The sequence below is a fragment of the Mucilaginibacter pedocola genome (assembly GCF_002013915.1).
GTDB classification, from domain to species: Bacteria; Bacteroidota; Bacteroidia; order Sphingobacteriales; family Sphingobacteriaceae; genus Mucilaginibacter; species Mucilaginibacter pedocola.
On the sequence record NZ_MBTF01000006.1, the window covers coordinates 1 to 23,193 of the forward strand.

Genomic DNA, 23,193 nt, shown 5'->3' on the forward strand with positions numbered 1-23,193 from the left:
CTCCTATGTTTGTTACCAATTAATATAGCTAATAATTTTGTATTGAGTGAAGGAGTATGAGAGCCGATTTGTGCTCAAACAACTCATGAAGTATGTTCTCGCAAAGATACGGCCTCATGCTCTTTTGCCCATTGGAGTTTGAACAGAATGTAAGGCATACTGCATAGCGGTATAGCTTGGATATCCAACCAGGAGACAAAACGAAGATGGGTTATTCACTTATTAAAATAGATATTAACAGGTGATGACAAGTGTTTTAAAGCAAGTTGCCGGCATTGATGTGGCACAAAAGGAATTAGTAGTATCGTTAGGCAGGATAGGCAGCTCCCTTGAGAAGGATATTTACGCTTGTAAATCGTTCGCCAATAAAGAATCGGGCTTTAAGGCTATGCTGGTTTGGGTAAGCAAGCATAGCGTAAACACTACCAGCGTAAGGTATGTGATGGAAGCCACCGGCGTTTACCATGAGAAGCTGGCGTACTACCTGTCCGACAACGGTTACGAGGTTAGCATAGTACTACCCAATAAGATCAGCAACCATATAAGGTCGCTGGATATCAAAACCATTACTGATAAAACTGCTTCAAGAGGCATTTGCGATTTCGGGCTTGGTACAAAACTGGAGGACTGGCAGCAACCGGAGAAGGGGTTCAAAACATTAAGGCAGTTAACCCGGGAAAGGGGGCAATTGATAGCAGAACGTACGGTGGCTAAGAACCAGCTGCACGCCGAGCAGGCAGAAGCATACCCTAACGAAAGGAGCGTAGCCAGGCTCAAAGATCGTATCGGGCTGTTCAACAGCCAGGAAAAAGAAGTTAAAGAAGAGATCGATGCCCTGATAAAGCAAGATGCCGAATTGACTAAAAGAGTACGTACTATTACATCTATCCCCGGCGTAGGGTGGCTTACGGCAGTTACCATCCTTGCAGAAACGAATGGCTTCAACCTGATCCGCAATAAAAGGCAACTGGTAGGGTATAGCGGGTTGGATGTAAAAGTTAAAGACTCGGGCACTTCGGTAAAAAGTAAGCCTCGTATATCCAAACGAGGGAACCGTTATTTACGGAAGGCAATGTATATGCCTGCATTAGCCGCTATACGTAGCGACAAGCATTTCAAAGCAGTGTTTGTGAGGTTAGTATCTAAACATGGAATTAAAATGAAAGCGGCGGTAGCGGTGCAGAGGAAGTTATTAGAACTGGTTTACACCCTTTGGAAAACAGGCGAGAGGTACGACAGCCGCTACCTGCAAGTACAAAGCGAGGAAGCAACCTCATAAAATAGTTAGGGTGGTTAAAGCTAAAGCCAACCACCCTAAACAGGCTGGCATAAAGCCGCCTTAGACAACAAAAGTAAAAAATCATTTGGTAATCAACACAGAATCTTTGCGGTTAAATGAGTTGGACAGTTAAACGAAGCGGGCGGCTTAATACTGCCACAAGCCTAGTTCCCAGCCGCGGAGGTTTGCTTTTTGGCGTTCAGCTTCGTAGAGTTTATCAATACCTTTGGCGTAATCGCGGATGCGTTCGTCGCGGTCGTTGCTTTGTTTGATAATGTAGCTGGTGAAGATGCGCTTCATAAACACATCATCAAAGCTCAGCGCGGTGGCATCGTTGCTGCGGTTCATGGCTTCGCGTGTGGCTAAAATGCTGCGTGCTTCGGGGAAGTAAATCCAAAAGGCGGGCTGAAATTCGGTATTGCTGATACCTGCTGCTTTAACCTGTATCAGCGGAGCAAGGCCTACTATACGTGGTTCGAAAATGCCACGTTGTTTATCGTACAGCCAATCTTCTTTTATCCTAAACTTCAATACATTGTCGGGGTTAAAATCGCCGGCAACTACTTTGGAGCCTTTTTTCTCGCCCGTTTTTTTATCGAAGATGTCTACCACCGTGCTATCGGCAAGGCGGCTAAGCGCTTGTTCAACGGTTAATCGTTTGGTAAACCCATCGCCATTAGGGTCGTCTTTGCTGGGTGTAGGGTCGTAGGCAATAATGTCACGCGCTTCAACGGCAGCCAATAACACATCCATCAGCCTCCTTTTTGGCGATGCCAGGTATTGGTTCATCTTTTCGCGCACATCAATTTCGCGCCAAACGCGTTTGGCAAATATTACATCGGCTTCGCGGGCGCTGGCATAAGGCGTGGTTTTGGTAGAATTGGTAATGTTATTTTTACGATAGTACCCATCCATCGGGCGTAGGAACGCGGGCTTCACAATAGTAAACTGCCCGGGCGTGCAAACACTGGTGAGGTATTCTTTGCCGTTATAAGAGCGTTCGCTGGTCCAGGTGCCATCGATAACAAAAAGCGTGTTTAGCGAGTCGACCATGAAGGTCCCCTTCATTTTTTTGAGGCAAAACTCATATTTACCCGCCTCGCAATCGCAGCTGATACCTTTGTTTTCTTCAAGCGTAACGGTTTTACCATCAATGCTGCCGGTTAACGCAAAAACAACTTTATGGTTATCAATGGTGCTGAAGGTGGATGTACCGGTGAGCGTTTTACCGGTTTGTACCAGGTCAATCTCCAGTTTAAACTTTACATCACGGTTGTTTTGGGGCAACTCGCCGAGCCATTTACCGGTAAGGTTTTGCCCGAAAGATATATGCGTAAACAGGAAAGCGGCTACAAAAAACAGGTATTTCATTTGCAGGCCAATTTGCAACAAAAAAAGCCTCTCTGCAATATGCAGAAAGGCCTTAATATACAATTATGTAAATTAAACGCGTTTTGACTTGATACGGGCTGCTTTACCGGTAAGGGCACGCAGGTAGTAAAGTTTAGCGCGGCGAACTTTACCAACGCTGTTTACTTCAATTTTATCAATGTTTGGAGAGTTGTATGGGAAAATACGCTCTACACCAATACCGTTTGATACTTTACGTACGGTAAAAGTTTCGGTGTTACCAACACTGTTGCGTTGTAAAACAACACCTTGGTAAAGCTGTATACGTTCTTTTGCACCCTCTTTAATTTTATAATACACGCTAACAGTGTCACCGGCTTTAAAAGCGGGGAATTGATTCTTAACTACTGATTGCTCTTCTACAAATTTTACTAAATCCATGATTTTTAGCCTTTAAAGCGACTTTTAACCCGTAAAAATCGGAGTGCAATAATAGGGAAATTATTTGAAATAAAAAAGTATGTTTTAAAAATTTCCACATTTTGTATTTTATGCACAATGTGGCAGCGGTTTTTGGTTCATTGAGTTGATTCAGAGAGTGGTTTTGAGGCGTTAACTATTAACTGAATCAACCACTCACTACTCACCAATTAACTTCTAACAGATATATTCTCCGTCATGGCGAAGATAATAAAAGCAGCAATAATGGCCACACTAAGCGCAATAAGTGCGATGTTCCACCAACGGATGCGGATGGTAAAGCTAAACTCGCGGTACTTGTAACCCTCGCCTGCCTTTTGGGTTTGCACATGGGTAATGGCCAGCAGGTTGATGATAATGCAAATTATTGGCAGAATGAAGAGCACTATCGGCGCCAAGAAATCAACCACCGGGCTGCTATCGAGGCTGATGATGGTATTGAACATAGCCTCGAACCAGTTACTGTTGGCATGCGAATAGTAATAAACAAACACACTCAACAGAAAAAAGCAGGGCAGGGCAACAAGCCATACGCCAACTTTTGCCGAACGGCTGGCGTTCAAAATAGCCATCTTGATAATTTTTTGGTGCTGCGCCGACGGATCGGCAGCGGGTACTTGCAGGTTTTCCATTTCTTTTAAAAATTCGTTTTTATCTTTCATTGTTATATCTCTATAATGCCTGAATGTTAATTGGTTGCAGTATTAATGCATCATTCGTAATTTTTCCAGCCCGCGCGAGAGGAGCGACTTTACGGTACCTTCGTTTTTATCCAGTATCTGGCTTATTTCGGTATTGGTTTTTTGTTCAAAATAGCGCAGGGCAATTACTTCCTGGTATTTTACATCAAGCTTAAGCAGGTTTTGGCGAACCTTATTATAGGTTTCCAAATGCAGCAATTCTTTTTGGATGATCTCGCGTTCGTCGTCCGCGCGTTGGCGCAGCAGCTTTTCCATGCCGGGCTCCTCCAACAGTTGCTGCAACGATTCGGGTTGGTACTTTTGCTTGCGGTAATATTGGTTAAGCTCGTTGGTGGCAATGCGGTACAACCATGCCGATAGGCTAACACCCCGCCATTTAAAATTGCCAATGTTGAGGTAGGCTTTCAGGAAGGTTTCGGCGGCTATGTCGCTACTCAGGTCGTAGTCGGCAGTGCGGCGGTATATGTAACCGAATATAGGGGCATACCAGGCATCAAACACTTCACCAAATGCTTCGGGGTTTTCCCGGCATCGTTGTAAAAGTAGTTGTTGCTGTTTGGTATCCACTATAGGGTATAATACAAAAAGCAGTTTTGGTTGCAGCGCAGTTGCAGTGAATGGTTGAATAGGTTAAGTGGTGAGTGGTTGAGTTGCTTATTTAGGCTTTACGAAAAGAACCACTCTCCATTCACTCATTCAACCATTCACCAACCGCTACTCCAACAAATCAGGCCGGCGCTGTTTGGTACGCTCTATGGCTTGCTCAAAGCGCCATTGTTCTACTTTGGGCGTATCGCCGCTTAGCAGAATGTCGGGTACTTTGTGGCCATTCCAATCTGCAGGGCGAGTGTAAACCGGTGCATCCAGCAGGTCGTTTTGGAAAGAATCTGATAATGCAGATGTCTCATCATTTAATACGCCCGGTATCAACCTAACAACGGCATCTACTAAAACGGCAGCAGGCAATTCGCCGCCCGAGAGTACATAATCGCCGATAGAGATCTCGCGGGTAACAAAAATATCGCGTATGCGCTGGTCGATGCCTTTATAATGCCCGCAAAGGATAATGATATTGCCTTTGATAGATAGCTGGTTGGCTATTTTTTGGTTAAGTGTTTCGCCATCGGGGGACATGAAGATGATCTCGTCGTACTCGCGTTCGCTCTTTAGCTTTTCTATGCAGGCCGCAAAGGGTGGTATAGCCATTACCATGCCGCTGCCGCCACCATATGGGTAATCGTCAACACTTTTTTGTTTGCCGGGGGCGTAGTCGCGCAGGTTATGCACCACAATTTCGGCCACACCCTTTTTTTGGGCACGCAGTAAAATAGAGTGGGCAAAAGGGCTTTCCAGCAAGCCGGGCAATACAGAAATGATATCGAAACGCATGGCGCAAAGATACGGAATTGGCGGATGTGCAAATATGTAGATTTCAGGTGCGCAGATGATGTCCGTTTCTCCATGTTATTTTCATAAGAAAACGTTCTACGAGGGTCAAGCAAGGGTAGTTTGAATTGGGGCCTTGCTCCGGAAAAACCTCATCGCATAATATATAATGAAGAATACTGTCTGCAATGATACCATCAGGTATACCAATGCATCCCAATACTGCAAGCCATATAATACCCAGGTAAATGTTAGTACTAATACCGCGTTAATAAATACACCAAAAGTCATGGCTGTTAGCCGGGTACTATCGTTAGGTTCTTCTTTTTCTTTGGACGCAATTAGTAAAACTACGAAAGGAAGCAAGGCGATAAAATTATCGGAGAAAGAACTGTAGGGAATATCAAATATTATGGCCACCGAAATGAATATAGCAAACAAAAGAATCCCGGTTTTGGCAATAATATTGTACGGCTTGTATGGTAATAAGTTTAATTTAACGGAATTGGTTTTATTCGATAACACATAGTAGAAGCGGATAACAAACACAAACAATAACGTGGCGAAATTCAATTCGAAAAGAAAGAAAAACACGCTGTCTGGTAAAAGCTGTTTTATGCTTTCGGGCATTGCTGATACGATGGCTAATAAACACATACACCCCGCTGTAATAGTGCATACTACAATTACAGACCAATACAAACTGTGTAAACGTAGTTGGTGGGTAAGGTTATTCTCGTTTTTTAGCCTTGAGAACCCGATAAGTATTGCGCCCAACACCATCGCGGTAGCGCCTGTCTCGTCGGTTAGGTTGCTCATTTGATTTGCAAATGGTTTTATGCTCTGGGTGCGCCCTCCGTAATTTAACCACGGAATTACGTATTCGGCAAACTGAACTAATACAGATAATATTATTCCAGCGGGTAATAGCACCCATCCAATAAATTTAAAATATCGAGGCAATAACATGGTTCAGCTTAGGTTTGGTTAATATAAAAATAGCGAGCCGTAAAGCTTTCTTTTACAAAGGCATAACGCAAGCCTTAAACATTAAATTATTCGTAGGCCAAAAAATAAGGCCTAAACGGTATCCGTTTGCGGAACGCCATTTGTAGCCTTATACCGCATCCAATAAAACACTACCAAAAATATCAGCTGGCTGGCTACCACGCTGCTGCCCAGTGCATCGGCATAGTCCCAGCCGTAAACCAACCAATATACAAGTACAAAAGCTATATAATGTATAAATAAACTTAACTGTGCTGCCTGTAACCGCAGTTTGAATAACTCCGGAGTTTCGTTCGGTTCTTTGCTGCAAAGCCATAAAGCAATAGCCAATGGGAAAAATGTGAGCAGCACATGGTAGTTGTTATTTGATGCGAAGAAAAGCCCGGTAACCATACCAATGCCCATGAATATAATGGTGGCGTATTTCCCCGCAAGGTTTAAATAAGGATAAGGCAATAGGTAAAGCTGTTTTAGCGGCAAGCCCTTTAGCGCCCTCCGCCTGAAGTAGCCAAATATGGGGAAAAAGATAATTATAGGTATGAACACATTGTAGGCCACAAACAGGTTGCTGATCTGGAAAAAGAAATCGAGCCAACGAGAAGGGGCATCTATCAGTTCAAAAAAATTGATAATAATAAAATATAAGCCTGTGGATAACCAGGTGATAACGGCCGCCCAATAAAAGGCATGCAGCCTTGCAGTGGTTGTTAAAGCCGTTTCGTTTTTCCGCTTACTAAAGGCTATCAAAACCAAAACAGCAACCAGCAATGTAACGCTCGCCTCGTCAGAAAAATCGTAGGTACGGCTCAGGAATATGCCCGCCTCGCCTGCCTGCTTGTGGAAATCTAAAAAAGGAATTACAAAATGGCCGAATTGCACGCAAAAGCACACAAACGACACAGGGAACAGTAATATACGGCCTATGAGTTTGCAAATGCGAGGTAGTAACATTGCCCTAAAGATAGGGATTTAGGATGTGCAGATATGCAAATGTGCGGATGTGCAGATGAAAAATTTAGCGGGCTTCATGCAACGTTATCCGCCATGCTGGTATATCGTCCATACATTGCCGCTTGGGTCGGCAAAGCGGGCTATGGGGATGCCTGAATCCGGATCGAACGGATCTACTATCGTGCCGCCTGCCGCAACAATTTCTTCCAGTGTTTTTTGTGCGTCATCTACCATGATGGATACCCGCATGCCCGATGTAGTTACCGGTTCATCAACCTTAAACCACATGCCGCTAACGCCGCCGGTGCCATCATCAAAGTTGGCGTTGCCCTGGTTATCGCTGCGTATTTCCCAGCCAAAAACTTTTTGGTAGAAAGCTACGGCGGCATCAATATCCAGTGCGGGTATTTCTACATAGCATATTTTGCCATGCCCGAAGATAGGTTCGTTACTTGCCATAGGTTATATTGCTTGTTGTATTTGCCATATATGCCCAAAAGGGTCTACAATATTTCCCTGGCGGTAACCATAATCGTAATCCTGCACGGGTGACGATAATGTTGCCCCCGCAGCTATTGCCTGCGCCACCACCGCATGTACATCATCAACAAATAAGCCTATCTCTACGGTGGTATGCCCTCCTGTTGCTTCAGGGTCGCGCGCGGTAGAATTTGGGGTTAATTCGTGCAGGTGAAAGTAGGCTTCGCCCAGCATAAATTCTGATACATGTATGCTGTCATCATCATTGCCAAACCTGCGTAACTCAACCGCGCCAAAGGCTTTTTCATAAAAGCTTACGTCTGTAGTCCCGTTGGGGATATACAACATGGGCGCAAAGCCGCTTTTGGGCGGGGTGCCCTGTTTAAATACCTGCACGTTCATAGCCGTTTAATTATTAATTGGTTATGCTAATATAGGTATTTGTAAACAGCTTCTGCCTTAATCAATCTTCTTAAAATCGTAAGGGCCGTATTCCACAAAGTCGGCCACTTTTACACGTACGCCGGATACTTTATTATTGGTAACAAAAAACGGGAAAACGGCTTTGCCTAATGTTGGGTCGCTAAAGGTTACGTAGAAGCGGTTGCCGCCCAGTGCCTGTAATTTGGCGTACATTTTAGGGTGATGCTCAAAACGCATCTCCAGTATATTGTCCTCGCCGCGAACTATTTCCATATTGCCGTAAAACTCGTTGTTGTATTTGCCGGTATAATCGCCCAGAGATTTTTGCGGTTTGGGCATAGTAGCAACGGTATCGCGCAGGCGCTTATCGGCCTGTAGTTCGCGGGCGGCATCGGCTTTATACTCGGCAAGGTATGCGCCGTTATAATTATGGAATTTCTGCTTAAAGTAAGCATCCATTATATCCCAGCGCAGTGCATCGTAAAAGCCGTTCTTATCGGTATTGGTAAGCACAATTATGCCCAGTTTATCCTGCGGAACTAAGGTCACTGAGGTTACAAAGCCGTTCACCCCGCCATCGTGCATTATAATACGGTGGTTGCTGTAGTCCTGTATCATCCAGCCCAGGCCATAAAGCACATAGTTGGTTTCGCCGTTAAGGTGTTTTTCGCTGCCCATAATATCCTGGGGCTCTCGGGTTGCTGCTATAGCGGCTGCGGGAATTACTTGTTTGTTGCCCACCTTGCCGTTGTCTAATAAGGCCAATACCCACTTGCTCATATCATTTACCGACGAGCTGATGGCGCCGGCAGGTGCCATGCCGTCTAATTGTGCATAAGGTATGGCCGTTAGGCGGTTATCAACCAAAGTGTGCGGTACGCTACGGTTAAAGGCTTTTGGCATATCCGCGCTTAGTGCCAGCGTATTCCCCATACCCAGTGGCGCAAAAATATTTTCTTTCATATAGGCTTCCCATGGCTTGCCTGCTACACGGGGGATAATTTCGCCGGCGGTTAAGAAGGCTGCGTTGGTATAGCCCCATGTAGTTCGAAAAGGATACACCAATTTCATTTTACCCAAGCGGCTTATTACTTCGCTACGGCTTAGATTGGTGTTGTAAAAAGTAAAATCGCCCTCGAAAGTCTCAAAGCCCAGGCGGTGACTCAACAAATCTTTCACTATAGCCAGTTCGGTAGCGGCTTTGTTCTCCAGCTTAAATTCGGGGATGTATTTAGTTACTTTCTCATCCAGCGAAAGTTTTTTATCGGCCTGCAGCATGGCCAGTGCGGTAGCGGTAAAGGCCTTGGTATTACTGCCTATCATGAACAGGGTATTTTGATCTACCTTGTTCATCATCCCCAGCTCTTTTACACCGTAGCCTTTCATTAAAACAATACGCCCATCTTTCACAATACAAACGGCCGCGCCGGGTATGCGCCAGTTGGTAAGCGCGCGGTTTATATAGCTATCGAGGCTATCGCGGATGAATTTGCTGCGGTCGGCATTTTGGGCTTGGGTGGTAACAAAGGCTAAAAGGCTTGCGCAAAGCAGGTATATTTTTTTCATTCGGCGTGGTTTTAATTTAAAGGCATTAAAATGCTAATTTAACGCAAAATTTATCAGGGCCGGTACAATTGCTAAATTATCGCCGCCCCGCATTCATAAACTATTGACTATGAAAAAATTTAGTTGGAGAGCCCCCGCTCTCGCACTTTCGTTATTGCTGATGGCCGGGCAAGGCGCATTGGCACAAATACCATCAAGCCATTGGGCTGCCGATGGCTACCAATACTACAAAGCCCAAAGTGGCGAAGTAGTAATGCTTGATGCCCGCGATGCCGCCAAAAAAACTGTATTATTGAGCAAAGAAATGCTAACGCCGCAAGGCGGAAAGGCTATTACGCCGCGCAACTTCTACTTATCGGCCGATGGCCAAAAGGTACTGGTGTATACCAATGCCAAACGTGTATGGCGCTACCCTACCCGCGGCGACTATTGGGTTTACGACCTTACCGCCAAGAAACTAACTAAAATTGGTGCGAAGTTCCCGGCATCGTCACTGATGTTCGGCAAATTCTCGCCCGATGGTACTAAAGTTGCCTACGTAAGCGGCCACAACATTTATGTAGAAACCCTTGCCGATGGCAACATTGCGCAGTTAACCAGCAATGGTACAGATAAGATAATCAACGGTACTTTTGATTGGGTTTACGAGGAAGAGTTTTTCTGCCGCGATGGTTTCCGTTGGAGCCCTGATAGCAAGCAGATAGCCTATTGGCAAATAGATGCCAGCAATACCAAAAACTATTTGATGCTGAACACAACGGACTCGATATACCCTTATATAATACCGGTAGAATACCCTGTTGCCGGCGAAGCGCCGTCGCCATTTAAAATTGGTGTAGTAAGCGTTGCGGGTGGCAGTACAAAATGGATGGATATACCAACCGATGCGGTGCTGCAATCATATGTGCCGCGTATGGAGTGGGCAGCCAACAGCACCGAGCTTATTATTGAGCACATGAACCGTGCGCAAAACCACACCGAAGTAATGTTGATAAACTCTGCGAGCGGCAAGGGCAAAACCATTTACCAGGAAAGCGATGCAGCCTGGATAGATATTTTGCCTGAGTGGGAAGGCACTTATTATTATGGTGGCTGGGATTGGTTTAAAAACGGTGCGGATTTTCTGTGGGTGAGCGAGAAAGACGGCTGGCGCCACCTGTACCGCATAAGCCGCGACGGCAAAAAGCAAACGCTGATTACCAAAGGCAACTACGATGTAATGCAGATAAACGCTGTTGACGAGAAATCGGGTTATGTATACTTTTCGGCTTCGCCGGATAATGCTACACAGAAATACCTGTACCGTACCAAATTGGATGGCAGTGGTAAAGCTGAACGCCTGACCCCAATGAACCAACCCGGCACACATAATTACGATGTATCGCCAAATGGTAAAGCGGCTACGCATAGCTTCACCAATTATTACTCGCAGGGTGCAAGCGAGGTGGTATCGTTACCGCAGCACAAAACCTTTAGCGGCGAAGAGCAGGCAGCCAAGGCCATTGCAGCTTCGGCAGATGCTAAAGCAAAATCTAATGTAGAGTTCTTTAAAGTGAAAACAGAAGAAGGCGTAGAGATGGACGGCTGGATGCAGAAACCCAACAACTTCGACCCATCAAAAAAATACCCGGTTGTATTATATGTATACGGAGAACCATGGGGACAGAATGTGAGGGATGTGTTTGGCGCTACCTATAACTCTTTATACGCAGGTGATATGGCAGCCGATGGCTACATCTACATGTCGATAGATAACCGTGGTACCCCTGTACCCAAAGGGCGCGAGTGGCGTAAATCTATCTACAAAGGCATTGGTACCCTTAACATCCGCGATCTGGCTTTGGGCACTAAGCAATTGCTGAAAGAACGCAGCTACCTCGATACATCGCGCGTGGCTGTTTGGGGCTGGAGCGGCGGCGGTTCATCAACCCTTAACCTGATGTTCCAATATGGCGATATATTTAAAACAGGTATTGCCGTAGCTGCAGTAGGCAACCAATTCACCTACGATAATATTTACCAGGAACGTTATGCCGGTGTGACGGTGGATGATGCGGGTAAAGCGGCCTATATTAAAGGCTCGCCTATTACCTACGCCAAAAACCTGAAAGGCAACCTGCTGTACATACATGGCACCGGCGACGATAACGTGCATTACAATAACGCCGAGCAATTGATAAACGAACTGGTGAAAAACAACAAACAGTTCCAGCTGATGCTGTACCCTAACCGTACCCACGGTATATCTGAAGGGCCGGGTACTACGCAGCACCTGCGCACTATGTATACCAATTACCTCAGGGCCAACTGCCCTCCCGGAGCGCGTTAACAAGCGTTTGAATATCCAATGTTGAAGTCTCTTACTTCATTATTCGAAATTCATCATTCAGTGTTCTATATTAAATAGAAAACGCCCGAGGCAACAATGCCCCGGGCGTTTTTATATTTAAGTCGGTCGTTTTTTATTTCAGTGTGAATGAGCTTTTACCCATGGTAAAGCCATCAGCATATAAAATAACTGTATAAGTGCCTTTTTGGAAAGGCGAATACTGCCAGTCGATGGTGTAACCGCTGCCATCATCTTTAAAATCGATAGCGGTTTTGTAAGTGTATTGCAGGTCTTGCGCATCGGCGCTGAACGTGCCACTATCTGCCGGGGTTATCAGGTTGCCGGTTGGGTCTATTACACGTACGTAAATATCGTGCAGCCCTTTTTCGGCTACAGTGTTGCCCGCTACAGTAAAGTTTACTTTTATTTTCTGGGTGTTTTTGGCTTTCTTCTCTTCAACCTCTTTTCCGCTGTTTTTAATTTTGTAAGCCACTACATCGGCGGAGCCAACCTTCAAGGCGGATGCTTCTTTCACCTTGGCATCCAGTTCAACGGTTTTCTTTTCTAAGTCCGCAGCCTTGGTACTTACTGTGGCCAAATTGGTTTTTAGCGTATCCCGTTCAACGGTAAGGTTGGTGTTTTCCTTCTTCAGTTCCTCAATATCGGCGGTGTACTTGGTTACAAAATAACGGAGTTGCTTAATGTCTTCCTGCGCGTGCGATAGTTCGGCTTTGGTTAGTTTGCCCTTGGCCAGTTCGCGCCTCAGTTCTTTAATTTTTGCGCGCAACGAATCGTTTTTGGCCTGCATCTCGGTGGTCATTTTTGCACGGCCCATGTTTACCTGCTCTATCTGTGCTTCCAGGCTATCCAGTTCGGTTTGCAGGCGGGTTTTCTCGTCGTTTTGGTAAACTATCTTCGTGTCCGATTTATTTTTCTGCATGTACAGGTATACATCGGTGCCTAACAGAGCCACCACTACCGCAATTAAAAAATAAATAACGTTCGAATTTTTCTTAGGCGGCTGTTGTCCGTATTGGTTTTCCATCGTGTTTTCTAATTAAAGTTTGCCGGGTTTAAACAGCTATAAAATCCGGGGTTTTTTCATGGTTGTTAAATAAAAGTAGTACTTTTTTTAATACTACGGTACAAAAATCGGTTTAACCACGTAAAATTAACCGCTGCGTTAACAAATTAACAATATGGTTAAAACACAAAATGCTTACAATTATTATATGTTATAATAAATCTGCTTGCTATCGAGTTTATATCTTTGCACCTTTTAATTAATACTACTGCTTAATGCGTTTATATAAATATCTGTTTGCCACTGTACTTTCGGCCATTGCAACCACTGTAACTATTGCGCAAACCGTTACTGAAGCTATCGCGCAAACTGTTGCCGAAGAGGATAGCGTACTGATACAACCCAAACGCGAATTTCGCGCGGTTTGGATAGCCACCGTAAGCAACCTCGATTGGCCGCAAAACGCCCGCGCTACCGCCGAATTGCAAAAACGCGATCTGCTGAACCAGCTTAATTCGCACCAGCAAACGGGTATAAATGCCATTATGTTCCAGGTGCGCCCTGCCGCTGATGCCTTTTACGCCAAGAGCCGCGAACCATGGTCAAAATACCTTACCGGCAAACAAGGCGATGCGCCCGATTACGACCCGCTGGAATTTGCTATTGACGAGGCCCACAAGCGCAATATGGAACTCCACGCCTGGTTCAACCCTTACCGCGCAACCTTCGATGGCAAGTTCAACCTGCTATCGGCCGACCATATAACCCGCACAAAGCCCGAATGGTTTTTTATTTATGAAGGTATAAAGCTTTTTAACCCGGGTATACCCGAGGTGCGCGAGTATATTGTGCAGGTAGTGCTTGACGTAGTGAAGAACTACGACGTAGATGGCATACATATGGATGACTACTTTTACCCTTACCCGGTAAGAGGGCAAGTGATAAACGATGCCGACGCTTTTGCCGAATACGGCGCAGGTTTCAGCAACGTAAAAGACTGGCGACGCGATAACGTGGATAAGCTGATACACATGCTGGCGGATAGCATTCATAAGTATAAGCCAACTATGAAATTCGGCATTAGCCCGTTTGGTATATGGGCCAACAAAAGCCAGCACCCCGATGGTAGCAATACGCACGGTGGTTCATCATACATCGAGAACTTTGCCGACACCCGCAAATGGATGAAGGAAGGCTGGATAGATTATATTTCGCCGCAGATTTATTGGCAAATTGGTAACCGCGCCGCGGCCTTTGATACCCTGTTGGATTGGTGGAGTAATAACACCTACAACCGCCACCTTTATGTTGGACTTGCACCTTACCGCTTTTACGAGGCGCGAAGCCCTGCTTTTAAAAACCCATCCGAAATCCCTAATCAATTAAGGCTGATGCGCGATAACCCGCGGGTGCAGGGTGGTATTTATTTCCGCTCGCAAACACTGGTGGCTAATGCCAACCATTTGGCAGATACGCTGAAGCAGGATTTTTATCAGTTCCCGGCATTGCCGCCGCCGATGCTCTGGCGCGATTCGGTACCGCCTAATGCGCCGCAAAACTTTATTGCCCGTGCCGAAAGGAAAAACATTGTGCTAAAATGGTCGATGCCTTTGCCTGCGGCAGATAGCGAACCCGTTTACGGCTACGTAGTTTACCGCTTTACCGAAGGGCAAGCCTTTGACCTGGGTGACCCGGAAAACATTCTGCATATACAGTACAATACCGAACCGGTTTATGTGGATACCAACGTACAACCCGGCAAAACCTACTTTTACGTAGTTACCGCGCTGGATAGGATGAAGAACGAAAGTGAACGAACGCCAACGGTAGCCGTAAGCTTGCCTGCCTTGTAGTTATTGTAATTTTACCAGGTTTCTTTCGGTTAGCGTTTGCAGGTAGCCATCCAACTGGCTATCGCCCATGCCGTATATTTTTTCGGTTTTCCAAAATTGAGGATATATGGTGCTTTTGGTATGGTTGCCGCTTTGGTAAATGTGCAGCAAGATTTGGTGGATATAATTGAGCCCATCGCTATCCACTTCAAGGCGTTTTACATGAGCTTCCAAGGCGGGTTTCAGGTTATGCATATTGCCCCAAAAGGTTGTTTCGGCAAGCCATGTTTTTAGTTTTGCCGCGTCGCCTTCCACATATAATTGCCATGCTTCGGCAGCCAACACAAAATCGTATTCGCTCAGGTGAACTCTGATATTATCGAACAGGTAGTCCATTTCTTCGCCGTTCAATTCGCCCATGCCCATAAAATCAGGCTTATCAGGATACTCAGCGGGGCTTATCAAATATACTTGGGGGGCAGATAAATTGGTTTGCTGGTTTAGCAGCATCATGGCGCCAAGCAAATTCACCTGGCAATGCAGATCGAACTCGAACCACAGGTTTATTTCTTCGTAAGGTTCGCTCAACTTTTCCAGCGGGACTATCATGTTGTGGTGATAGCCGTCGGGTGTTTCGCCATAGGTGCGGCTTATCCAACCCGAGCGTAATTGCCAAAATTCTGCTGAAGCAATGTTTTGCTTAAGCGGGCCTTCTGATAATACTTCGCGCCATATCATTATATCGCCATCAAGCCCGGCATCGGTAAAACCGGGCAGGGTGGCATCGCCATTCAGGATGTGGAGAGTTGAGTTCATTTGCAGGTTAATCTAATAGTCCGTGAAAAATGTATCGTTCATCATAATCAACCTCCTAGTTATTCAATAATTTGAGGTATTCCTCTTTAAAAGGCGTTTTTAGGTGATGTTGTTTTGGGCTTACGACATATCTCACCCCACCATCGGTTTACGATTTACTTCCCTTTCAACGTTTCTTCAAATAATTTGTAAATACGCTTATACTCATCCGTCCAGCTGCTGGGTTGAACAAAACCATGGTCTTCTACCGGGTACGATGCCAGCTCCCAGTTTTCTTTATGCAGTTCTATCAGTTTTTGGCTGAGGCGCACAATGTCCTGGTAATTCACATTTTGGTCTACCATGCCGTGCAGCATCAGCAGGCGTCCTTTTAGCCCGTCGGCAAAGTAAATGGGCGAACTTTGGCGGTATGCCTTATCATCTTCAAATGGTTCATTCAGGATATTGGAGGTATAGCCGTGGTTATAATGTGCCCAGTCTGTTACCGAGCGGATAGCGCCGCCGGCGGCAAAAACATCGGGCTGGGTAAACAGCGCCATCAGCGTTATAAAACCACCGTACGATCCGCCGTATAAACCCACATGTTTGGGGTTCACGCCGTACTTTTCGACCAGGTATTTCACACCGTCGGACTGGTCGGTTAAGTCCTTACCACCCATGTGGCGGTAAATGCCTGTGCGCATGTCGCGCCCGTAACCCGAACTGGCGGTGTAATCGATATCCATTACCGTGTAGCCATTATCCGCCAGCATATTGTTGAACATGTATTCGCGGAAGTAGCTGCTCCACCAGTAGTGCACGTTTTGCAGGTACCCTGCCCCATGCACAAATACCACCGCGGGCCTGGCCGGGTCGGGGTTCTTGGGCTGATATACGCGGGCATAAACATCGCTTCCGTAGCGGTTTTTAAAGCTGATCACTTCCGGTTCTTTCCATGCGTAGGACTCAAACTCGGCAGTGGTCGACTTAGTAACCGGCACAGCTTTCGCACCCGGTTTGTTGGCTTGTACGTACAGTTCCCAAGGTTTATTGGAGTATGAATAACGAATGGCCAGCCATTTTTCATCGGGCGACAGATCTACCTCGTTGCCCCCCTTCATCGAAGTTAGCTTAACCGGCGCGCCGCCAGTTACGGGTATTTTGTAAAAATGCGTAATACCCGGATGCTCGATATTAGCCGTAAAGTAGAACGTCTTTTTATCATTAGATAAGCGCAAGGTTTGCACCTCCCATTTGCCCGAGGTAAGCTGTTTTTTATCGCCGCTTATTACATCCACCACATACAAATGCGAGTAGCTGCTGGCTTCGCTTTGGTAATAGAAGTGCTGGTTATCAATAAAACCTAAAGTGCCATTGGCAAAGAAACCGCCGGTACCCGGGCCGCCTATCCAGGCCTCGTCGCGTTGACGATCCAGCAGCGATAGCTTGCCCGAAAAGGCATCCAGTTTCATTATCCAGCGGTCTTTATTATCCTGCGATTCTACCACCACTACCGCGGTTTTGCCGTCCTCGCTCCATATAACGGAGCCTATATCCACCTTGCGGTCGGCATTTGCCTTTTTGCGGTCTTCCAGTAGTTTGGGGTAATCTTTCAGGTAATCGGGCAGGTCTTTTATACCCGGAATTTCTTTAGTGGAAATGGCATACACACTATCCCTTTTCTTATCGTACACATAACTTACCGACGATGATTGCGGCGCCCCAACCTTGGTGCGGTTCGGTATATCTTCGGTAAAGCCCGAGCCGGTTACATAATTAGGCACTATACCACTGCGCGCGCCTTCGGCGGCTTGTATCAACCGGTAAGTAACATAGCGTCCGTCGGGGCTTAGCTGTACACCGCTTACACGCTTATCGCCAAAAGCTATCTCCTTTAATTTCGGCAAAGCCATTTCCGCGCGCTCTGCACTGTCCAGCTTGCGGTTTTTATCCTCCACTTTAATAATATCGAACAACTCCAGTTGCTGTTTCTTCAGGTAAGTTGTTTGCTGGTTATCGGTACTTTTTTTAGCGGCGTTGCTTGCAGTTTTTACAAAATTGGTTAGCTGCACCAATTCGCCTTTTGCCAGGGTAAGCTTATATAAGTTATTCTCTTTTGAAAAGAGTACGGCACTTTCGTCAGCAGTAAAAACGGGGATAGCCTCGCGTTCCGTAGTGCTTGTTAGCTGAGTCACTTTGCCTGTTCGCACATCCGACAGGTAGATATCACCATTCTTCTCAAATGTTTTTAGCGTATGCTTTTTATTCCAGCTGCCGCTTTCGGGTGGCATGCTGCGCTCTTCTTCCACACCAACTTCCTGTGGTTTAATATTGGTTGGGGTAATGGAGAACAAGGGGCTGCGCTCTGCTGCTTTTGGGTTCCAATCGAAATATATCTTCTTGCTGTCGTCGCTCCAGCGGATATCTGATGGCGATGTACCCATCCATTTGGGGTCGCGCATTATTTTTTCTACCGTGAGCGGACCAAGGGTTTGTGCCGATGCAGCAGCAGATGCCAATAAAAGTATGGGGGTAAAAAATTTCTTCATGATGAGATCAGTGGATAAAGCGCCGCAATTTAGCAGTTTAAGTAATATTACTAATTTTAGCACACGTATTGTTACAATGGAAGATATCAAAGGCAGCAATTTTACCCTGCGCCACTGGCGCGAAACCGATGCAGTTACCCTGCAGCGCCTTGCTGATAACCCCAAAATCGCCGCCAACCTGTACGACCGCTTTCCTTCGCCATACTCCTTAGCCGACGCAGAATTTTTTATCGGGTTACACCTTGGCAAAACACCTGCAATATCGTTGGTGATAGATATAGACGGCGAACTGGCCGGAACTATCGGCATCAATTTCCGAGAGGATGTATTTGCAAAGTCGCCCTTGTTCGGCTACTGGCTGGGCGAACCTTACTGGGGCCGCGGCATCATGTCGGAAGCCGCGATACTTGCTAAAGACTACGCCTTTACCAATTTTGATATTATTTGCCTGCAGGCGGGTGTATTCAGTTATAACCCGGCATCAATGAGGGTGTTAGAGAAGGCCGGGTTTGTGAAGCAAGGCATACTGAAAGCCGGAGTGTACAAACTGGGGCAGGTTATTGATGAGCATATTTATATGGCTTACCCGCCCAAATAACTATTGCTGCTTTGCTGTAGGCGCATGCCCGAACATCTTTTTAAAGGCTACTGAAAAATGCGATAAACTTTCGAAGCCTAATTGAAGGTAAATATTACTCGGGTTCTTGCCTTCGGTATTTATATTAAAGTAAGCTTCCTGTAAACGTTTCCTGGTTAGCCAACGGCCCGGCGAATCGTTGAATATTTCCTGGAAATCGCGCTTGAATGCTGAGAGGCTGCGCCCTGTTAGATAGGCAAAGCGGCTCATGCTCACATTAAAGTTAAAGTGCCGGTTCATGAAAGCCTCGAGGTTTATCTTTTCGGGCGGGGCAAAATCGAATAAAAGCCCACCGATATAGGGGTTGGTTTTCAGCAGGATGATGAGCAATTCTTCATACTTCAGATCTTCAAAAGCCTCATCTAATTGCATCACTTCTGTTTGGTATGGCTTTATAGATGCCATAAAGTTTTGCAATAATTCGCTGCCTTCTATCGCAACGAAAGCGCCCTCGGTTTTAGCCCTCGTAACAACCGGCTTATATTTAGTTTGAAAAGAGCGTAGGAAAGGTTCATCAAAGCAAAATAACACCGGGTCGAAACCTTCCGCGCTATCTGCTACAGCAAATTTAGCGAGGCTATTTTTACGCACTATGCAGCTATCGCCTGCAGACAAAACCCGGGTATTGCGGCCATCAAAAAAGCTTACCCCGCCCTGCCTGATGTATACGAACACGTGGTCGGGAATGAACTGCTCGCGCAGGATGTTGGCCTGTGTTTCTTTTGCTATCGCTCTCATTTAATAATTCCGTATTGGGCCATGCTGTCCACCGCCGCTAAAATAGCTTCCTCCAGCGTTGCCCGCGGTTGCCAGCCCAAAATGTTTTTGGCCTTTGCATTACTCACATTCCTGTTCATGCGGATGAACACCGCACCTTCGCTTGCCCGGGCGTTAAACAGTGATGCTAATTTAATAACCCAGGCGGGAATTACCTTGTTTGGTATTTTGCCGGCAATGGCGGGGCGGTTAGCTTTTGTAAAAGTGGCTATCTCCGGCATACTGATTTGCCCGTCGGCGGTGGCAATAAAGCGTTGGCCATTTGCCGCCGGGGTTATCATGGCACGGATATGCAACTCGGCCACATCGCGTACGTCAACAATATTCAGAGGGATATCCGGGATGGCCTTCATGCTGCCATCGAACATATTGCTGATGATATGGAAGCTGCCCGAAACATGCCCGTTGAGCGATGGGCCTAAAATAGCTACAGGGTTTATGGTAGCAAACTCCAACCCTGCGCCTTCGCGTTTTATAAATTCCCAGGCCGCCCGCTCGGCAAGCGTTTTGGATTTTTCGTAGACCGATAGCCCGCGCAGGTTAGTGTCGGTCCAGTCCTCTTCGGTGGTGAGCCTGTTTTTATCGGTTTGGCTAAAACCAACCGCACCAAAATTTGATGTCATAACCACGCGTTTCACACTGGCTTGCTTAGCAAATTTCAGTACGCGGCGTGTCCCCTCAAGTGCCGGGCGAATGGCTTCCTCTTCGTTTTTGGGCTGATGGAAGAAGACAGGCGAGGCTACACTCAATACATACTTGCAGCCTTTCATGGCTTCGGCCCAACCGGCGTCGTTGGTCAGCTCGGCTTCGGCAAAGGCTAATGCATTTATATTGGTGATGCCCTGCGCTTTTAGTGTATCTATGAGTTTTGTTTTACTGTTTAAACTGCGCACGGTGGTACGCACAGGGTAGCCTTGTTGCAGCAATTGCAAAATAATATGCATGCCCACAAAACCGGTGCCGCCGGTAACCAATACGGTTTCTGTATTTTCCATAATTGTAGTATCAAATTTATTAATACCACAAAGGTCGTGGGTTACGATGCCGGAAGGTTTATTGAAAAGCCCGTATCTACTTTATCCAGAAGCCCAAATTTGTACTGGTTTAGTATATCTTTCTATAGATCTCTTTAACCGCTTCGCCGGGATCCAACGACAAGTTAATGGCAGACGATACCGCAATGCCATAAACGCCCGCCGCCAGCAATGGCTCTACATCGGTTATTTGGATGCCGCCAACGGCTATAACCGGGATATCGATAGGATGCTTTTGCAATTCGCGGTAGCCGCCGTAACCCAACAGAGGTTTAATATTGGGTTTGGTATCGGTATGGGCAAAGGGGCCGTAGCCGCAATAATCAATCACGCCAGAGTTTTGCAAGCGTAACAAGGCTTCTACATTTGTTGCCGACGCACCAAGGGTTTTATCATCATCAATCACGGCACGGATGGCGGCAAAGTCGGCATCAAGGTCCTCTATATGTACACCCTGCGCATCTACCTTATCCAGCAGATGGTAGTGGTTAGCGAGTATCAGTGTTGCGCCCCAATCATCGCAGATGGCAGCGATTTGGTTTATCTCGTCAATAAGCTCCTCATCGCCTTTACTCATGCAACGGTATTGCAGCCAGTTTGCACCGGCCTCGCAAGCGATCTGTGCTTGTTCTGCATGGCTGCGGTGCGGCAGATCCTGCGTGAGGTAATGGAATTTGGAGATGTATTTGCGCATAATGATAGTCCGTAAGTCCGATGTCGGAAAGTCCGAAAGTCCAATGTCGGAAAGTCCGAAAGATAAGAAGAAGTCGGGATGCCCGAATGTATAAAAGTCCGAAAGATAGGTCGCTAAACACGATTCTTCTTTCGGACTTCCTGACTTTCCGTCTTTCGGACTAAGATCTTATTTCAATACCTCGCCAATGGCATCGCCAATGCTGCCGCTTGGGGCTTGTATATGCAGCAGGGCGGCGATGGTTGCGGCAATATCGGTCATATGCGTCTCGCGTACCAGGCTGCCATGTTTAATGCCCCAGCCCATAAATACCAATGGGATGTGCGCATCGTATGGGTTCCAGGTGCCGTGGGTAGTGCCTGTACCTCCGTGGCCGCCGTAGAAGCCCGGTTTTAAAACTATTTGCACGGTACCGCTGCGCTCAACATTGTAACCGTTGGTAATACGGGTACGCAGATCTTCGGGGATGTTGGCGGCTTGTACGCGTTGCATATCAACCACAAAGGCTACGCCCGCTTGCTTTTGCAAATACTGTATGCTTTCCGCTTTTATAGCATCTTCGCTTAAGCCTTCTTTTTTAATGGCAGCGTTGTTATAGTTAACCTGGTAGTTACCCAAATTTAGCACCAGGTTTTTCACTTTGAATTTCTCTTCCAGCAAAGCATTCAACCCGGTGCGTGCGGCCGACTCGTCAAAGTAACCTGCCGGGATATTGTGGTCTATCAAAAAGTTGGGGTTGTGGGCTGCGCCATGGTCGGCAGTTAAAAATACGGTGTAGTTGCCTTTACCCACTTTAGCGTCAAGGTAAGCGAAGAAAGCACTTATGTCTTTATCCAGACGCAGGTAGGTATCTTCTACCTCTACCGAGTTTGGGCCAAATTGGTGGCCGATATAATCGGTTGATGAAAGGCTCACGGCAAGGAAATCGGTCAGTTGGCCGCCACCTAAATGCTCATTCTCTACGGCAGCTTTTGCCAGGTCGAGCGTTAAGGTATTACCATAAGGCGTGCTGCGGATCATGCCCACGCGGCCTTTATACAATTCAGATGTTTTTACCGGGAATACAGGAGCTTCCGCGCCGCCAAACTTACCTTCGTATTTCGGGCTGTTATCGTCCGCGCTTTGTACGTAGGTGTTTATAGGGTAAAGGGTGTTCCAATCCTGTTTCAAGTATTTCTCCGCATTTTTTTGTGCATTGAAAGCAGTAACCCAGGCAGGCAGGGCATTCATGTAATAAGTACTGGTTATCCAGTTGCCGCTGGCATCATCAAACCAGTAAGCTGCATTGGCAGCGTGGCCAGCAGGGAGGATACCTCCGCGGTCTTTCAGTGCGATACCAATAACTTTCGAACGGAAGTTGGTAGCCAGTTTCAGCTCATCGGTAATGGTGCTTGCCTGCAAGTTACGGGGCGACATTTTACCCGCTGCCGAAACTGCACCAACGCTGGTAACCGTGCTATCATCAGTGCAATACATCGACTTGCCGGTGGCTTGTATGGTAAAATCGTTACCTGCAATGCCATGTATAGCCGGTACCGAACCAGTGTAAACGGTAGAGTGGCCAATGGCGGTTACTGTTGGTATATAAGGGATCAGCGTATTCTCGCAGGTGAAACCTTCGTTCAGCATGCGCTTAAAGCCGCCGGCTTGGTAGCGGTCGTAATAACGGTAAAGGTAATCCCAACGCATTTGATCTACCACTATACCAACCACCAGTTTGGGACGTGGCAGGGCAGTTGCAGCAACAGTAGTTTTTTTATTTTGAGCAGATGCGCCGGTAGCAAGCAGCAACGCGGCTAATATCAAGGGCCTTATTTTCATGCTAAAAAGTAATTTTAATGCGCAAATATGGGCATTGCCCGCCACTTTTGATGTGATATTTGCGTTACGTAAAGGTT

21 protein-coding genes are annotated in these 23,193 nt (G+C 46.5%); 4 read left to right on the top strand and 17 right to left on the bottom strand.

The genetic code is table 11. The features are described from left to right. Window positions 1-244: 244 nt before the first annotated feature. The gene (locus tag BC343_RS09010; protein ID WP_078346504.1) at window positions 245-1,279 is read left to right on the top strand and encodes an IS110 family RNA-guided transposase; all 1,035 of its coding nucleotides are present in this window, start codon (window positions 245-247) and stop codon (window positions 1,277-1,279) included. A gap of 147 nt (window positions 1,280-1,426) precedes the next feature. Here BC343_RS09010 and porN read toward each other — a convergent pair whose 3' ends face one another. The 10 genes from porN to BC343_RS09060 all read right to left on the bottom strand — a co-directional run bounded on the left by porN (window position 1,427) and on the right by BC343_RS09060 (window position 9,624). Then, window positions 1,427-2,650, bottom strand: a complete 1,224-nt coding sequence (gene porN / locus BC343_RS09015; RefSeq protein ID WP_238381733.1) for a type IX secretion system ring subunit PorN/GldN — start codon at window positions 2,648-2,650, stop codon at window positions 1,427-1,429. Window positions 2,651-2,722: 72 nt separating this feature from the next. After that, window positions 2,723-3,070 (bottom strand): 50S ribosomal protein L19, encoded by a 348-nt coding sequence (gene rplS, locus BC343_RS09020; RefSeq protein ID WP_078347451.1) that lies wholly within the window; start codon window positions 3,068-3,070, stop codon window positions 2,723-2,725. Window positions 3,071-3,279: 209 nt separating this feature from the next. Then, window positions 3,280-3,771, bottom strand: coding sequence for a hypothetical protein (locus BC343_RS09025; RefSeq protein ID WP_078347452.1), 492 nt, complete (start codon window positions 3,769-3,771; stop codon window positions 3,280-3,282). Window positions 3,772-3,813: 42 nt separating this feature from the next. Further along, a complete protein-coding gene (locus tag BC343_RS09030) occupies window positions 3,814-4,377 on the bottom strand; it encodes an RNA polymerase sigma factor (RefSeq protein ID WP_162276843.1) in 564 nt (187 codons plus the stop codon). Window positions 4,378-4,524: 147 nt separating this feature from the next. Then, window positions 4,525-5,199, bottom strand: a complete 675-nt coding sequence (trmD, locus tag BC343_RS09035; protein WP_078347454.1) for a tRNA (guanosine(37)-N1)-methyltransferase TrmD — start codon at window positions 5,197-5,199, stop codon at window positions 4,525-4,527. 105 nt (window positions 5,200-5,304) lie between these two features. Then, entirely contained in the window at window positions 5,305-6,015 is a 711-nt protein-coding gene (locus tag BC343_RS09040; RefSeq protein ID WP_078347455.1) for a hypothetical protein, read from the bottom strand. A 261-nt stretch (window positions 6,016-6,276) separates the two neighbouring features. Beyond that, entirely contained in the window at window positions 6,277-7,155 is an 879-nt protein-coding gene (locus tag BC343_RS09045) for a hypothetical protein (RefSeq protein ID WP_078347456.1), read from the bottom strand. 84 nt (window positions 7,156-7,239) lie between these two features. Next, on the bottom strand, window positions 7,240-7,614 hold the full coding sequence (locus BC343_RS09050) for a VOC family protein (RefSeq protein ID WP_078347457.1): 375 nt from the start codon (window positions 7,612-7,614) through the stop codon (window positions 7,240-7,242). A 3-nt stretch (window positions 7,615-7,617) separates the two neighbouring features. After that, window positions 7,618-8,037 carry a VOC family protein gene (locus BC343_RS09055; protein ID WP_078347458.1) on the bottom strand — a complete coding sequence of 140 codons (420 nt, stop codon included), beginning with the start codon at window positions 8,035-8,037 and terminating at the stop codon, window positions 7,618-7,620. Between the two features lie 57 nt (window positions 8,038-8,094). Beyond that, entirely contained in the window at window positions 8,095-9,624 is a 1,530-nt protein-coding gene (locus BC343_RS09060; RefSeq protein WP_078347459.1) for a serine hydrolase, read from the bottom strand. Between the two features lie 109 nt (window positions 9,625-9,733). Between BC343_RS09060 and BC343_RS09065 the strand changes: the two genes are divergently transcribed. Then, a complete protein-coding gene (locus BC343_RS09065; protein ID WP_078347460.1) occupies window positions 9,734-11,953 on the top strand; it encodes a S9 family peptidase in 2,220 nt (739 codons plus the stop codon). Between the two features lie 133 nt (window positions 11,954-12,086). Here the strand turns inward: BC343_RS09065 and BC343_RS09070 are convergent, their stop codons facing one another. Next, on the bottom strand, window positions 12,087-12,998 hold the full coding sequence (locus tag BC343_RS09070) for a hypothetical protein (RefSeq protein ID WP_078347461.1): 912 nt from the start codon (window positions 12,996-12,998) through the stop codon (window positions 12,087-12,089). Window positions 12,999-13,252: 254 nt separating this feature from the next. Here BC343_RS09070 and BC343_RS09075 point away from each other — a divergent pair, with 254 nt between their 5' ends. Continuing rightward, the gene (locus BC343_RS09075; RefSeq protein ID WP_078347462.1) at window positions 13,253-14,830 is read left to right on the top strand and encodes a glycoside hydrolase family 10 protein; all 1,578 of its coding nucleotides are present in this window, start codon (window positions 13,253-13,255) and stop codon (window positions 14,828-14,830) included. On the opposite strand, the gene BC343_RS09080 is transcribed toward BC343_RS09075, so the two are convergent. Further along, window positions 14,831-15,625, bottom strand: coding sequence for a hypothetical protein (locus tag BC343_RS09080; protein WP_078347463.1), 795 nt, complete (start codon window positions 15,623-15,625; stop codon window positions 14,831-14,833). Window positions 15,626-15,780: 155 nt separating this feature from the next. After that, a complete protein-coding gene (locus BC343_RS09085; protein WP_078347464.1) occupies window positions 15,781-18,153 on the bottom strand; it encodes a S9 family peptidase in 2,373 nt (790 codons plus the stop codon). Window positions 18,154-18,229: 76 nt separating this feature from the next. Here BC343_RS09085 and BC343_RS09090 point away from each other — a divergent pair, with 76 nt between their 5' ends. Further along, window positions 18,230-18,751: a GNAT family N-acetyltransferase gene (locus BC343_RS09090; protein ID WP_162276844.1), complete on the top strand. Its 522-nt coding sequence runs from the start codon at window positions 18,230-18,232 to the stop codon at window positions 18,749-18,751. On the opposite strand, the gene BC343_RS09095 is transcribed toward BC343_RS09090, so the two are convergent. The 4 genes from BC343_RS09095 to pafA form a co-directional block, all read right to left on the bottom strand. Beyond that, the gene (locus BC343_RS09095; protein ID WP_078347466.1) at window positions 18,752-19,528 is read right to left on the bottom strand and encodes a helix-turn-helix domain-containing protein; all 777 of its coding nucleotides are present in this window, start codon (window positions 19,526-19,528) and stop codon (window positions 18,752-18,754) included. It lies immediately after the preceding gene. Beyond that, window positions 19,525-20,562: an SDR family oxidoreductase gene (locus BC343_RS09100; protein ID WP_078347467.1), complete on the bottom strand. Its 1,038-nt coding sequence runs from the start codon at window positions 20,560-20,562 to the stop codon at window positions 19,525-19,527. Before BC343_RS09100 ends, BC343_RS09095 begins: the two co-directional genes overlap by 4 nt. Before the next feature lie 109 nt (window positions 20,563-20,671). Beyond that, window positions 20,672-21,295, bottom strand: coding sequence for a thiamine phosphate synthase (locus BC343_RS09105; protein WP_078347468.1), 624 nt, complete (start codon window positions 21,293-21,295; stop codon window positions 20,672-20,674). A 168-nt stretch (window positions 21,296-21,463) separates the two neighbouring features. After that, on the bottom strand, window positions 21,464-23,116 hold the full coding sequence (gene pafA, locus BC343_RS09110; protein WP_078347469.1) for an alkaline phosphatase PafA: 1,653 nt from the start codon (window positions 23,114-23,116) through the stop codon (window positions 21,464-21,466). Between the last annotated feature and the right edge of the window lie 77 nt (window positions 23,117-23,193).

Excerpts from the sequence above, each read along its gene's own strand:
- BC343_RS09040 (WP_078347455.1), bottom strand. The coding sequence starts at position 6,015 with ATGAGCAACCTAACCGACGAGACAGGCGCTACCGCGATGGTGTTGGGC.
- BC343_RS09075 (WP_078347462.1), top strand. The coding sequence starts at position 13,253 with ATGCGTTTATATAAATATCTGTTTGCCACTGTACTTTCGGCCATTGCA.
- BC343_RS09070 (WP_078347461.1), bottom strand. The coding sequence starts at position 12,998 with ATGGAAAACCAATACGGACAACAGCCGCCTAAGAAAAATTCGAACGTT.
- BC343_RS09045 (WP_078347456.1), bottom strand. The coding sequence starts at position 7,155 with ATGTTACTACCTCGCATTTGCAAACTCATAGGCCGTATATTACTGTTC.
- BC343_RS09105 (WP_078347468.1), bottom strand. The coding sequence starts at position 21,295 with ATGCGCAAATACATCTCCAAATTCCATTACCTCACGCAGGATCTGCCG.
- BC343_RS09060 (WP_078347459.1), bottom strand. The coding sequence starts at position 9,624 with ATGAAAAAAATATACCTGCTTTGCGCAAGCCTTTTAGCCTTTGTTACC.
- BC343_RS09080 (WP_078347463.1), bottom strand. The coding sequence starts at position 15,625 with ATGAACTCAACTCTCCACATCCTGAATGGCGATGCCACCCTGCCCGGT.
- BC343_RS09055 (WP_078347458.1), bottom strand. The coding sequence starts at position 8,037 with ATGAACGTGCAGGTATTTAAACAGGGCACCCCGCCCAAAAGCGGCTTT.
- rplS (WP_078347451.1), bottom strand. The coding sequence starts at position 3,070 with ATGGATTTAGTAAAATTTGTAGAAGAGCAATCAGTAGTTAAGAATCAA.
- BC343_RS09090 (WP_162276844.1), top strand. The coding sequence starts at position 18,230 with ATGGAAGATATCAAAGGCAGCAATTTTACCCTGCGCCACTGGCGCGAA.
- BC343_RS09095 (WP_078347466.1), bottom strand. The coding sequence starts at position 19,528 with ATGAGAGCGATAGCAAAAGAAACACAGGCCAACATCCTGCGCGAGCAG.
- BC343_RS09085 (WP_078347464.1), bottom strand. The coding sequence starts at position 18,153 with ATGAAGAAATTTTTTACCCCCATACTTTTATTGGCATCTGCTGCTGCA.
- BC343_RS09100 (WP_078347467.1), bottom strand. The coding sequence starts at position 20,562 with ATGGAAAATACAGAAACCGTATTGGTTACCGGCGGCACCGGTTTTGTG.
- pafA (WP_078347469.1), bottom strand. The coding sequence starts at position 23,116 with ATGAAAATAAGGCCCTTGATATTAGCCGCGTTGCTGCTTGCTACCGGC.
- trmD (WP_078347454.1), bottom strand. The coding sequence starts at position 5,199 with ATGCGTTTCGATATCATTTCTGTATTGCCCGGCTTGCTGGAAAGCCCT.
- porN (WP_238381733.1), bottom strand. The coding sequence starts at position 2,650 with ATGAAATACCTGTTTTTTGTAGCCGCTTTCCTGTTTACGCATATATCT.
- BC343_RS09065 (WP_078347460.1), top strand. The coding sequence starts at position 9,734 with ATGAAAAAATTTAGTTGGAGAGCCCCCGCTCTCGCACTTTCGTTATTG.
- BC343_RS09010 (WP_078346504.1), top strand. The coding sequence starts at position 245 with ATGACAAGTGTTTTAAAGCAAGTTGCCGGCATTGATGTGGCACAAAAG.
- BC343_RS09025 (WP_078347452.1), bottom strand. The coding sequence starts at position 3,771 with ATGAAAGATAAAAACGAATTTTTAAAAGAAATGGAAAACCTGCAAGTA.
- BC343_RS09050 (WP_078347457.1), bottom strand. The coding sequence starts at position 7,614 with ATGGCAAGTAACGAACCTATCTTCGGGCATGGCAAAATATGCTATGTA.